Source organism: Rhodococcus sp. NCIMB 12038 (assembly GCF_002165735.1).
Taxonomy (GTDB): Bacteria; Actinomycetota; Actinomycetes; order Mycobacteriales; family Mycobacteriaceae; genus Rhodococcus_F.
The window spans coordinates 19,915-32,934 of the sequence record NZ_NHML01000002.1 but is presented as its reverse complement, the minus strand read 5'-3'; the positions used below and the strand labels follow the sequence as shown (position 1 = coordinate 32,934).

9 protein-coding genes are annotated in these 13,020 nt (G+C 66.0%); all 9 read right to left on the bottom strand.

The features are described 5' to 3' along the window. Positions 1 to 74 precede the first annotated feature (74 nt). Complete coding sequence (locus CA951_RS02520; protein WP_087555363.1) at positions 75 to 2,615, bottom strand: hypothetical protein; 2,541 nt, start codon at positions 2,613 to 2,615, stop codon at positions 75 to 77. A 147-nt stretch (positions 2,616 to 2,762) separates the two neighbouring features. Then, entirely contained in the window at positions 2,763 to 4,547 is a 1,785-nt protein-coding gene (locus CA951_RS02515; RefSeq protein WP_087555362.1) for an AAA family ATPase, read from the bottom strand. 214 nt (positions 4,548 to 4,761) lie between these two features. Beyond that, complete coding sequence (locus tag CA951_RS43265; protein WP_179220084.1) at positions 4,762 to 4,932, bottom strand: hypothetical protein; 171 nt, start codon at positions 4,930 to 4,932, stop codon at positions 4,762 to 4,764. An 86-nt stretch (positions 4,933 to 5,018) separates the two neighbouring features. Beyond that, positions 5,019 to 6,644, bottom strand: a complete 1,626-nt coding sequence (locus tag CA951_RS02510) for a hypothetical protein (RefSeq protein WP_179220083.1) — start codon at positions 6,642 to 6,644, stop codon at positions 5,019 to 5,021. A 177-nt stretch (positions 6,645 to 6,821) separates the two neighbouring features. Then, positions 6,822 to 8,627, bottom strand: a complete 1,806-nt coding sequence (locus tag CA951_RS02505; protein ID WP_087555360.1) for a hypothetical protein — start codon at positions 8,625 to 8,627, stop codon at positions 6,822 to 6,824. Between the two features lie 337 nt (positions 8,628 to 8,964). Further along, positions 8,965 to 9,540 carry a LysM domain-containing protein gene (locus CA951_RS02500; protein WP_087555359.1) on the bottom strand — a complete coding sequence of 192 codons (576 nt, stop codon included), beginning with the start codon at positions 9,538 to 9,540 and terminating at the stop codon, positions 8,965 to 8,967. Positions 9,541 to 9,628: 88 nt separating this feature from the next. After that, positions 9,629 to 10,588: a hypothetical protein gene (locus tag CA951_RS02495; RefSeq protein WP_143542966.1), complete on the bottom strand. Its 960-nt coding sequence runs from the start codon at positions 10,586 to 10,588 to the stop codon at positions 9,629 to 9,631. A gap of 167 nt (positions 10,589 to 10,755) precedes the next feature. Then, the gene (locus tag CA951_RS43260; RefSeq protein ID WP_087555357.1) at positions 10,756 to 11,358 is read right to left on the bottom strand and encodes a hypothetical protein; all 603 of its coding nucleotides are present in this window, start codon (positions 11,356 to 11,358) and stop codon (positions 10,756 to 10,758) included. Positions 11,359 to 11,527: 169 nt separating this feature from the next. Next, on the bottom strand, positions 11,528 to 13,006 hold the full coding sequence (locus tag CA951_RS02485; RefSeq protein WP_087555356.1) for a hypothetical protein: 1,479 nt from the start codon (positions 13,004 to 13,006) through the stop codon (positions 11,528 to 11,530). Positions 13,007 to 13,020: the final 14 nt, after the last annotated feature.

The following is a 13,020-nucleotide window of genomic DNA, read 5'->3' as shown; positions in this document are numbered from 1 at the left end:
TCTCTCGTGCTGCTGTGGCTCATCGTGTGGGACGGGGACCGACCGACGTCCACCCAGGGCCGGCCGGTCCACCGTCAGATCAGAAAGGCGCCGGCCAGGATGCCGAGGCTGACCAGAACGATCGCCCCCAGCACGATGAGCACCACCGCGGCCGTCGTCATCCGCGCGTCACGCTCGCGGAGCAATTCCTTGTCCGTGATCGCCTCGTCCCGAGCCTTCTCGGCCATCTCCACCCGGGCGTCGGCCCGCATCATCAGCTCGCGCTGTTCACTCTCGCGATCAGCCAGGCTCTGCTCGAGGCGCCGCCGCAGGTCCTGCTCGCGCTGCTCGTGGTTGCTGCGCTCGATTTCGAAGTTCCGTGTCCTGAGCTCCATTCCGCGCTGATGGGACTCGGTCTGCTGCTGCATCTCGGCCATCATCGCCGCGATGCGGGCGTCGGCCTCGGTGCGAGCGGCGGCGATCTGCGCCGTGGTCTCGCTCATCAGCTGTTCGTAGCGCGCATCCGTTTCGAGCTTGCGTGCGGACACGTCCGACTGCAGGAGGTCGTTCTTGCGGTTCTCCTCGATGTACGCGGTCACCGCTGCCAGCGCAGCTTCGAACGCGGCGGCCTCGTTGGCCTGTTGCTCGGCGGCCTTGCCTACGAGTGAGTGCAGGATGTCGGAGATCTTCTCGTCCATCTGCAGGCGGGCCGAGACACCCCGGCTCTCGTTCAACTCGACCAGGTTCGCCGCGCTCAGGGCTTCGAGCTCGGCGAGCACCTGCTCCCCAGCGTTGCGCACATCCGCCTCGATGTGTGTGCCGTGGCGGTGCTCGTATTCCTGCCGGGCTCGTGCGGCCGCATCGGAAACGTACAGCTCAGCTCGGGAGTTCCACAGCTCGCGTACCGCTTCCTCGGCACGCAGTTTCGCCGGCGCCGCGCGTTCGGCGATCTTCTCGCGGTCGGACTGGATCGCCGAATAGACCCGGCCCCAACGGGAGTCGGGATTGCGCAGGGGGTCGAACTCCCAGCTGATCTCCTTCGCCGCCAGGTCCGCCATGTGCATGAACTGCCGGTACAGCATCTGCTCGTTGTCCACGTGCAGTTTGCGCAGCTGCTCGTTGAACACGGCGGTCATCGCTGCGGCCTGCTCGCCGAGCCACGGCGTGAACGAACCTTGCGGAGCCGGGACCTGCGGGACCGGTGAGACCAGCAGCTCCTTGAACGGTCGGGCGTCTACGACCAACCCCAGGTCGTCGTTGGTGTAGGCGCGGCCGGCGGCCTCCAACGCCTGGTTGTAGGTGAATTCCGAACCCGGCTCCACGGTGATCGGAACGGATCGATCCGCACCGTCGACGATCGGCAGACCTGCCTCGGTCAACCGCTGCGCCGGAACCAGGCTGCTCTGGATCTGCTCGAGCAGGCCACCGAGGTCGGACCGCAGAGCGTCGATCCGCTCTCCGGTCACCCGTGCGATTGCCTCCGCCACCGACGCCGGGACCTCCGTGTCCCTCGGTGCAGTGCCCGCGGTACCGAAATCCGGTTCGTCCGAATCACCGGCCGGTTCGGATTCGGTCACCGCATCCGAGAAGCCGGGGTCGTCGGAGTCGTCGTCGAAATCGGGGTGGTCGTCGTGGAGTTCGAGTTCGAAGTCACCGTCGTCGGGGAACACGGCCTCGTCCGCATCGAACGCCTCGGCGTCCTCGGCGTCCTCGTCGCCGGTGCCGAACGGCCCGGACTCCTCCTCCGTGGTGCCAGTGCTCTCGTCGGCGGGTACTGACTCGTCCGCCGCTGAGTCGGTGTGCCCGGCCAGTGCGGAGAACTCGGTTGCCAGGTTGGCCACCAACTCGGCGGCCGTCGGATAGCCGCCCTGGGACACCGCCTTGACCAGGTACTCCATGTTCATGTCTTCGGCCTTGGTCAACGCCGCGGCGCCCGATATCGCGTCCTCTGCCGATCGGTAGATCGCCAGCATCGCGGCGATGAGGCTCGGATCGAGCACCGACGTCAAATCGATCTCGCCCCGCGAGATCTCGCACGCCTGGCCAAACAGGTTGCCGCTGACCGCCGTCTCCTCGGAGATCGGAGGGACCGAGAACACCTTGACCTCACCGGTGTCCACGTCCTCGCACGCCACCCCGTAGAGGTAGCGCGCCTCGGTGAGCAGCGAGATCTCCTCCATGCGGGCCAGCGATTCCGGGTCCGGCACGATGCCGAGCGCGTCGTCGGCCAGCAGCTCCGCCGTCACGATCGCGTGAATGTTGTCGGCGGCAATCAGATTGATGATCGTGCCACGAGCTTCGTCTTTGCTCCGGCGACTGAGGCCGCCGAAGTCGCCCACTGTGGGCAGGACCAGCATCACGTAGGCGTTGAGCTCAGTGAGAGCGAAGGGCTTGTTCAACCGCAGCAGTTCCAGCGCCGCGCCGGGGGTCGACTCACTGACCACCGACGAGAGTCGAGCGTCGGGGTTGAGCTGGTCGCCGGAACCGTCGCCGCGCGAGAGCCGCGATCGCGCTTCTCCGACGACCTTGCCGAACGTGGACTTGAGCCCCTTGCCGTGAGTTGTGTCAGGTTCGTCGATGACCGCGGTGTCGAAATCGGTGAGATCGTCGCTGAAAAAGTCGATGTCGTCAATCATTGAAAAACCTTCGGGCTCGCTGTGTTTGGCCATTGCTTGACCCCCGTCTTCCCAAGTGGATGGCCCTTTCGGGCGCCTGATGAATACTACCCTCTCGTGTCGGATCATCCGACACTGTGACGGCGCAACGCCGTGTTACGTTGTCGGTCACCGGGGGCGGAGAGCCGCCCGAACCCGCGGTCGCGCCTTGGATTTGCGCAGCTGCAGATTTTCGGCACGCATCTCGCCTTCGATCTCGAGCAGCAGAACCTTGTCCTTCGGATGGTTGTTGATGTACTTGGCGACCTCGACCTTGATCTGGCCTTGGAGTGCGCGCATCGACTCGCGCGCACCGCCGGCGTCCGCTGACGCTTCGCCGACGTCGATTGCCAGGTACTCAATCACCCGCGGGTGGACGCCGAGTCGCACGCCGTGCTTGCTCAGCACGTCGTTCTGCAGCTCGGTCAGGCCGCGATCGAGGATTCTGCGCTTGGTCGCATCCGAGAGCGGCTGGAACGGCACGATCCGATCGAGCCGGCCGAGCAGTTCGGGGGGAAAGTCGTTCGCGCTCCGGATCGAGTTCTCGATCGACTTCATGTAGTCCTTGAGCCCTTCGCCCGAACCAGTGTCGTCGGAGGCGTAGTCGCTGATCGTGTTGAAGACCTCGCTGCCCGCGTTCGTCGTCAGCACGATGTAGCAGTCCAGGAAGCTGACCTGGCGGCCGTAGTCGTCGCTGAGTCGGCCGTCGTCGAGCACCTGCAGCATCAGCCGCAGCACCATGCGGGAGGCTTTCTCGATCTCGTCAAGCAAGATCACCGCGTCGCCCATCGACACGACCTTCTTGGTCAACTCCGAACGGAACAGGTCCATCGACGAGTCCAGTGCGAACTCGGACATGTCGAAGCGGATGAGCCTGTCGAGGTCGTCGGCAAACAACAGGTCCACGAGCTGCTTGGTCAGCTCCGTCTTGCCGACGCCCGTGCTTCCGGTCAGCAGGAACCGGCCCTTGGGCCTCTTCTTGTCGTGCAGTCCCGCCACGACAAGCTGCAGCTGGTCCGAGATGATCGTGGTCGCCAGGTCCTGGGCGTATACCTTCTTGTCCAGCTCGGCCTTGATGGAGGCGCCGTCAATTGTGAAGCCCAGGTTCACGCCGGTGGACTGACGCATCACCTTCGCCATCAGCGCCATCGACATAGGTTCTCCGGTCTGTCGATGCCACCCGATCATCCCGTCGAGGATGCCGATCGACTTGCGGGGCTGTACCGACGACGGCATGTACCGGTTGGTCATGTCGTGGATCTCGCCGAACAGTCCGTCGCCGGGGCCGAACTGACCTGCCACCCCGGCCTCTTCGGCGAAACTCCGCAGAATCTCGATGGTCATCTCCCGGCCCGCCGGGGTCAGGTTCACGCGTTGCAGGCGCTCATCCAGTGGCTTGTTCGGGCGGATGTACTCGATCCACTCCTCGAACGTCGTCGCCGCGATGATCTTCAGTCCGCGCGCGCCCGACGCCGCGAGCACCGGCTTGAGCGCTTCGACGGCGGCCGGCGACATCTGAACGATCTGATGGAACTCGTCGATGAACAGGACCAGTTCACGGCCTTCGGCCAAGGCGTAGTTCTCGGCCTCGTCGAAGAGTCCCTTGATCTCACCGGCCATCTGGTCCGCGAGGCCCACCGCGGCGTTCATCCGCGCCAGGTCGACCTCCAGGTAGACCCGCTTCGGGTCACTGAGCATCGTGTCCTGGACCAGGACGGTCTTACCCGACCCTGCCGGGGCCAGCAGGAGGATGTTCGACAGGCGCGGTCGACTGAGTGAGGCGAGCACTTGCAGCTTCTCGTCCTCGCGACCGATGATCCGGCCGACCGGCGGCAGGAGTGGCGCGGTGTACTTCGCCAGCATCGGGTAGGTCGTCGAGTCGATCTCCCGGCTCGAATCTGTGACCTCGACCATTGCTCCTCTTCTCCCCCGAAAGTATCTGAGTCAATACTCGAAACTCACAATAACACCCGCTCTGAACAGCGACGATCCCCACAACGAGAATGCTCGACAAAATAGTTCAGGAGAAACGTAGGCTGCGTCGACCGCTGCCACCGACGCCGACGACGTCGCGCCTCGGCCGCCATCGGATCCAATCCCCCATCGTCAACTCCCTACTCCGCTGCGCTCATCGCAGCGCAGCGCTCCTGCCGTCGCGGCGACGAATCCAGCGCGCCGTCATCAGCCCTGCGACCCCGGCAGCCATCGGGCCTGCAGCGCACTGCGCCCACGCGAGCATCCACTCGGACACCGACAGGCCGAAGGTCGCGGCCCAGCCGATGCCGTCCACTTGCGTCATCTCGTACGTCCTTGTCGACTCTGGTCGAAACGACACAGCCCCGCAGCCTGATTGCTGCGGGGCTGTGTCGTACGGGCTGGAACCGCTCAGGCTCCCAGGAGCCCCGGGAGCAGGTCGCCAAGTGCGCGCTGGGCGTCGTTGACGGCCTGCTGGACCGGCGCGGGGGCCGAGTCCACGGCCTGCTGGACCGGCTGCGGCAGAACCGTAGCGGACACCGAAGTCGGTGCGACCGGGGCCGGCTCAGGGGCCGGAACTGCGCCAAGCACCGGCAGCTCACCGACGTTGTTGCTCGCGTTCTGCTCCGCCACACCCTCACGGTTGGGCTCGTCCCACGGATCCGGGGTCGACGTCGTCGGGTACGGCGCACGGGTCTCGCGTGCCGTGGTGTCCTCGATGTCACCGGCCGGGTTGTACTGTGCGGTAGCCGGATCGCCTGCTGCGATCCGCGCGAGCGTGTCACGGACTCCGGTCTGGAAGGCGCCGCTCTCGTCCTCGAGGAAGCCCTTGACTGCCGCGCCGACACCGGGCAGTGCCTTGTCCATCTCGCCATAGAAATGCGTGTCGCGCTGCTCCGGGGTCGCCCCGAACCACCGCTCCTTACCCAGCTTGAGCGCGACGGTGCCGTCGGTCTTGACCTGGAAGTTGACGTGAGCTTCCTCCGGCAGCGCCATCCCTGCTGGCAACATGTTCGAATCGATTGCGTTCCAGTCGAATTCGAGGGCGTTGTCCTTGGGGGTGATGAGACCGTTGCCGTCGCGGTAGGTCCACGGCTGGTCGATCACCGCGTTCGGGTCGCCGCCGCCGAACAACGAACCCAGTCCCACACCCAGCGCCGCGGCGGGTGCGCCCACCAGCAGACCACCGGCAAGCCCACCGGCCACGGCTCCGGCACCGGCGCCCGTCAACGCTCCGATACCGATGAACGAGCCGTACAGGGCCGTACCGGCGACAGGGAAGAGCGCGTTGATCGGCAGACCGAGAGCAGCTGCGGTCGCGGCTCCGGCACCGGCGCCCGCGACGGCACCCACGATCGCTCCGGGGACCACACCGACCGCGAAACCGGCCGCGCCACCCACGCCGCCACCGACAAGTCCACCGACGAGCATCGACGCTGCGCGCTGATCCGCTTCCTCCAGCGTGTAGCCCTGGCTGAGCCAATATTGCGCCACCCGGGACTCGATGTAGGCCGACCAGCGGTTGATCGAGTTCATCTCCGCCATGGTCATCCACGGCGGCTTGACCTCCTGGTAGCTACCGACTCGGATCATGCCGGGCTCGGGCATGATCATCGGCGGCGGCGGTGGCACCTCGACCGGGCCGAAGAACGCCGGCTCGACGTACGTCGGCGCGGTGTATGAGGGGGCCTCCTCCTGGAGGTAGAAGGCCGGTGCGTTGTTCGTGTGAGGGTTCTGGCGCCAGCCGGACTCGCTCGGTGGATCCACGATCGCGCCAGGACCCTCGTCGGCCATCGGCGGAATCGGGTTCGACGTCCCTGGTGTCGGGTTGCTCGCGCTCGGCGGCAACGGATTGAACAACGGCTCCGCGGACGCGGTGCCGGCCGCCGCGCCGGCGACGACCGAGAGTGCGGTCCCCAGGCCCACCAGACCCAGCGCGGTGCGACTCGGCGAGGGAGCCCGGTGCGCCCCACGCTCACCTGCCGCTCGCCGGGTGTGGCGGTTTGGCCGCGGCTCGACGCCTTCGGCATCCTTCATCTTCTGCATCCTCCCGTGAACGCCGAGACCGACAGCCTCAGGCGATAAAAGTTGCTCCACTTCTTTGAGTGCGCGGTCTCAAGCCCCCGCCCCGCTCGAAACATTATCACATTGATTAACTCTGGGGCTATTTCAACCTGGGGCTGAGACGGCTCATAGTCCCTGCTCTAAGCCGTTTCATTGGGCCTGGCGAAGCAGGTAAAACTTTCTATCGGAGTATTTTGTGAAGAACTTCTGACGAAATTCCTGCTCGGGTTGATCCGGCCAGGTGATCTTGAGCAGCACGTCGTATTCCTCCCCCACAACGACCGGTGTGATCACCAACGCGTGCCGCGTCCCCATCGGATTCGCGTCGATCGCATTCTGCGCCTGGCTCACCTCGGGCCGCGCACCGGGCGCGTACAGCGCCACCGCCTCGGCCCCAGACCGCTTGACGTAGTACGCGTGGTCATACGCGGCGATCGCCGCGGCGCCGCCGTCCTGGCTGCCCGGATCATCGGGGCCGAACACGATGGGGACCCCGACCACCTCGCCGTTCGTCGGCGGCGCAGGGGGGACTGTCGTCGTCGACGTCGACGCCGAGCTCTCGGGCAAAGCGATCGTGGGTGTTTCGGTTTCCTTGGACGAGGCGGTACTGACGATCGCCGCGACCAGGCCCACCACGATCAGGCACACGACGGCTGCCGCACCGATGATTGCCGCCTGTCCCTTGTTCTTCTTGCGCGCCTGCGGCACTCGCTCGCCGGCGTCCTGCACCGCCTCGGCGGCGGCATCTGCGATCCGGGCACGTGATGCTTCGCGACGCTCCCGCAGCGCATCCTTCTCTTGCTGCCGGGCCTGTTCGTCGGCACGCCTGCGTTCGAGCGCCTCTGCTTCCGCGAGAGCTTCGCGTGCCTTGCGCGCCTCTTTGCTCTCCCCGTCACCATCGGGTCCGTCCTGGTCGCCGGTCCTGCGCAACTTCGCTGCGGCCTGGCGCAGTTGATCGAGACGAGTGGCCGGGTCGGCCGGTTCGGCGTCCGCCTGCTGGCGAGCTGCCGCTACGGCTCTACGCCGCGCCGCTTCGGCACCCGAGAGATTGGGAACGATGCCGCACTCGGCCTGCACCTGGCATGCGGCACACTCGCAACGCAGAACGCCCCGCCCCATCGTCTCCGCCCGAGCCGGGTCGTTCCGGTACCTGGCGACCAGCTTCCTGCGATAGGCCTCCTGTCGAGCTGGCAGCAGCAAGGTCTTGATCTTCTCGGCCACCTCATCGGGCCCGAGTCGGCTGGCCTCGTCGAGGAACTCGTCAGTGATCCTTTGCGGCACCTGGAACTTGGGCACCGGCAAAACTTTTCCGCCGGAGGCGTAAGTCTTGCCGACCGTCCCGGTCTCGTCTCCGTACTTGCGCGCGTAGAGGGTGCGGGCGTGTGCGACGGCCTCGTCGTAGCGACGCGTCTGGCCTTCCTTGGTGTACGCCAGATAGTCGGTGCGCACCTTCTTGCGCACTCCGACCCACATCACGGAGTCCATCTCGATGATCTCTTCGATGCCTGCGGTCTCGTCGCCGGCGCGCTGCTCCCAGGCCAGCGCCCCGTATCCGATCAACGCCAGCACGAGACCGAGCACGATGCCGTAGAGCAGGGGCAGACCTCCGAGGAACACCAGGCCCAGCACGGTGAGCCCGATGATCGTACCGGCGATCATGAGGTGGACTCGCCAGATGTTCTCGGTTACACGGGCGACCACCACGCGGTGGCCGGTCGGCTCCCGCCGAACCTTCCAGACCAGTCGCTTGTTCCACCAGGTGACTTCGAGTTCGGTGTCGGGCCCCTCCGAGAAGCGCTCGGTGTTGATCGACCCGTCCTCGAGAATCGCGACACCCCCGGGGGTCTCCTCCCCAGTCCTGCCCCAGCGATTCGGGACTGCCGACTGACCCTGACTGGCCCCCTCGCCCGGGTCGGTACCGATGTCGGCCGGCAAGCCCGAACTGTCACTGTTCACAACCGCGATTCCTTTCTCGGCAACGCCTTCGGTGTTAGTCTCCGTAATTTGTCTGACTCCCGGCGACAGGCCCTCTAACTAGGCCATTAGCGTCATTTTCGTAGTCTAGCGTGTTATTTACTCAGTTCCCAAGGTAGAAACTCGCGCGGCCGCTGCGACCGCCGAAACGACGGGGGTGACGTCACCCTGAGACGGCGCCATCGCGCGCTCCGTCCACCGGTTCACCGACGCGGAACCCGCCCCCATAGCCCGCCTCTATACGACAACAACGCCCCGGGCGGCAGTTCGCCGGGGCGTTGTTGTCGAGCGATCCGCGGCTACCGGCCGCGGGACGGAATCAGGCCTGCAGCTCCGTGCCGGCCTCCGGGGTGGACACCGCAGGGGTCACGAGATTCTGCATCTGCCCGACCGGGTTGTCCTGCACGACGAAATCGTCAAGCTTGATTTCCTGGCCGGGGTGGATGAGGTTGCCGTCGCCGAGTTCCGGATTCAGCCCCAGCAGGTCCTCCACGCTCTTGCCCTTCTCCTGGGCGATCGAGGTGAGCGTGTCACCGTCCGCGACCGTGTAGGACGCATCGAGCTCCTTGGACAGCGCGCCGCAGCCCTTCCCGCCGTGTACCGACTGGCTCGCGGTGTCGGCCAGATCGGCGCTGCCGGGCTCGCCGGTGATGACACCCTTGTCGAGCTGCTCGCGCAGATCCCGAATAGTGAAGCCCGTGTCGTTGAGTCGCTCCTCGAAGCTCTGACGCAGCGCCTCGTTCTCACGACGGGCGATGCCGAAGACGTCGCCCCGCACCACATCCTTGGCGCGATCGCCCAGCCAGTCGTTGCTCATGGTGACGGTGCTCCCGACACCCTCGCCTACATTCTGCAGTCCGCTGCCGATCGCGGTGATCGGGTTGGGAAGTCCCATCTTGTTCTCCTCGTCTCAATGATCTGGTCGGTCGTATGCGACCCTCCCGGGCGACAGGGACGCCGGCCGGGGACTTTGCGTGTGGACTTCAGCTCAGCTGGTGGCCCGAATCCTTCTGCGGTGCAGCGTCATTTCCTGCCAGTTCCGACAGTTTGTCGAGCGGGCTACCCTGCGCGAGCATGCCGGACAGGCCGCCTGCGCCGTCCAACGCGCCGAGTGTGGCGCCCGCACCGGCTCCGCCCAGACCCAACAGCCCTGCGGCCTTTCCGTCGCCGAGGCCGACGTAGCCCAGGCTGCTGGCAATGCCACCGCCCGCCAAGGCGTCGGCCAGCTTGCTGCTGCCCCGCTCTTCGAGTTTGTCGTGGGCCAGGTTGCTCACCGCTCCCGCGCCGAACGCCGTTGCGAAGCTGGCCCCCAGTCCAGGACCGCCCTCCTTCAGCGTCGAGGCCAGCATTCCGGCGATACCCCCGTGCAGGCCCGCCTTGAGGCCGCCGCCCTCTTCCTGGATCGCGTCGTACCCCATCTTGGTGAAGGCGCCCGAGCCGGCGCCGGCGAGCACACCCTTGGCGATCTCGCTGATCTTCTCGCCTCCTTCGAGCCCCTGCTCGTCGGCCTCCTCGCTCTTGAGCATGAAACCGGTGACACCGCCGGCGCCTGCGGCCAGCAGAGTCTTGCCCACCGACTCGAGGAAGCTGGGCTCTTTCGTGTCGTCGTCGGATTTCGTCGTGGCGGGTGTCGTGGTGCCCGCAGATGCTGCGGTGACAGGCGGAGCGGCGGTAATGATCCCGGCGCCTGCCCCGGCTATACCGGCGGCCGGCGGGACCATCGCCCCGGCGTTCGTCAGCTGCGGTCCGGCAACCATCTGCTGGTACGGATTCGGCTGCGCGAGCGGGGTCGCGGCCTGCTGCGCCGTCGTCGTGTCAGTGCCGGTGGGCTTCGGTTCGTCGTCGCCGAAGATCTTCCCGAGCACTTTGCTTGCTCCAAAGCTCACCGCTCCGGCGGCCACGCCCTTGCCGATCAACGGTAGAGCCGCTGCTGCTGGGGCCATCAGTATTCCTTCCGGTGCTTGTGGTCGTTCTCGGCGAAAGCGCGCTGCCCTCGCCATGTTCCGAGAACGCTGTCGTAACCCCTATTTCCCGATCTGCGTCCCGTTCACCAGACACAGGCGCGGCGAGAACCGATTCCCGCCGCGCCTGTGTCTCACGAGCGTCTCGATCAGAAGGTCGGGACGGAGTCGACCTGCTTGTCGGCGGTTGCCTCGGTCTCTGCCTTGGGCTTGGTCGCTTCGGTCTTGTTCTTCTCGGCTTGCAGGGCCGCAATGTCGTTCTGGATGCCCTCGAACTGCGCTTCGCGGATGTTCTCCGGGAGAGCGATGCCTGTGAGCGGCTGCGCGCTCTTGTGATTCACCCGCAGGTACGACTGGTTGTCCGGGGTCTTGCTCGGGATCATGTCGGCCTGCAGCACGATGAGCTTGCCGACCTGCTCCCCCGTCTTGTAGTTGACGATGGTCTCGATGTTCTCGCCGGCCGCGGCCATGAAGCTGGCCAGCTCGTACTCGTTGTAGGCGACCCCCCGGTCGTACGAGTTCTCCCGCGTCTTCGACTTGGTGTTACGCAAGCTCGGATTGAACTGCGGCGGCTGATTCTCGTTGACCTTCTTGTCGTTCGCGTCGACGAAGCGCGCGATCTCGAAATCGATGAACTGCCCGCCCTTGACCGAAGTGCCGTCTTCCTTGGTCTTTCCTTCGAACTTTGCATTGTCGAAGACCTTGCCGACCAGTACGACCCCCCTGGTCGATCCGCCCCTCAAATACGCCATGCGTCTTGTCCCCTCTCACGGTCGAGGTTCTCACCCGGACCAAGAGCCTGGGCGTTACCCCTCGGTTTTGTCTGCTCTATATTGATAGCATATGGGTGCAAATTTTCCCGCCCGAAACGCCGCAGAAAGCGAGGCGGCAGAAAGGATTTCCCACCTGCCGCCTCGCCCTTCACCTCGACAACCCCGATGACCTCGCACCCGCGGCGTGCTGGTTTTTCTGCGCTGTCGCGACCATGTCGCCGACGCGCATCGCCGTGTCCGCCGCTCGCGCGAACTTCGTCGACGGCGCACCACCCTTACCGGCGAGCCCGACCTCCACCGCCGTCAACATGGCCTTCTTCAACGCGGCCTGCACCGCCGGGTCTTTGAGCTTGGACTTCGTTGCCTCCACCAGCGTCGGACCGTGCTCCCGCATCAACGCCACCGTGCGAGACTGCATGGCGACCAACGCTTTCAGACCACCTCGCTTCGACGGCGACTTGCTCGGACTGCGACGGTCGAGCAACGACCCGATGCCCTTACCGAGGCCGTCGCGACCCGGAAGCGACGCCGCTTCCGCCACCGGGCCCGCAGCGGTCGATTCTTGCTCGGACGGGTATCCGACCGAACCCTTCTCGGCCGCAGCGCTCTTCGACGCCGTACCGCCGAGAAACGCCGATCCTCGTGCCGGTGCCGACTTCACCCATCGGGAGCCGCTGGTGCTTACCCGGAGATCGCCCGCGACTTCGGCCACCGACAACGAACCGATACTCGGGTCGCGGTCGACCGCGCTGGTTGCCCCCAGGGCGTCGAAGACCACCGAACCGTTCGCCATCTGCGCGCCGTAGTCCGCTTCCACCAAGTACACCGCGCTCACCGTCGCCCCCGACGCATCGGTGATTCGGCTGTGCTGGCTGCCTGCCGCCAGACGTAGCGCTTCCAGGTCGGCTGCGCGAAAACTCACACCCTCACCCGGAGCAGGCACACCGACAGTGCCGCGACGCAACGCCGACTCCGCAGGCTCGGCCCGCAGTTTCGCGTCGCCGCCGTCACCGTTCCCGAAACTGATCGTGACCAGGAGCGGACCTCGATGCGGGACCTGTGAGCGATCCGCCTCGGCGTAATCCGCCTTCTCCTGGTCACCCAGTCCGGCAACGATCTGGCCGGCCTCGTTGAACGGCCACACGGTGCCGTCGCCAGAGACCTCGACCCGGTGGACTCCGCTGCGACACGCCTGTGGGTCGACGACCACACCATCGACCCGCTGCACCTGCCCTTCCCACGAGAGCGTCCCCGGATCTGTCGACGGATGCGGTACAGCCGTGGCCCAGTCCACCGTCAGTCGGTCTTTGTCGACCTCCGCGTCGAAGAGGAGAACCTCGCCGACCTCGTACTCGTAGTGTTCGTCGTACACCGGGCCGCCGGCGTTCCCGGACATCGCGCGGGCCATGGCTATATCCCGCTCGCTGGTCCTGGTCAGGAATCCGGCAGCGCTTCGATCACCCGGCGCCCGGCTGTACCCAGCCACCGTCCGCAGCGCGTGCAGCCTCGTGATCACACGATCCGCGTCATCGAGCTCGCCGGGCTGCGGCCGCCACGATCCCAGCAGCTCACCGGCCTTGCGTCCGGCCGCTGAGGTGAGGTCGTACGGGTACACCTCCACGTCCACCCCAGCACCTTCGT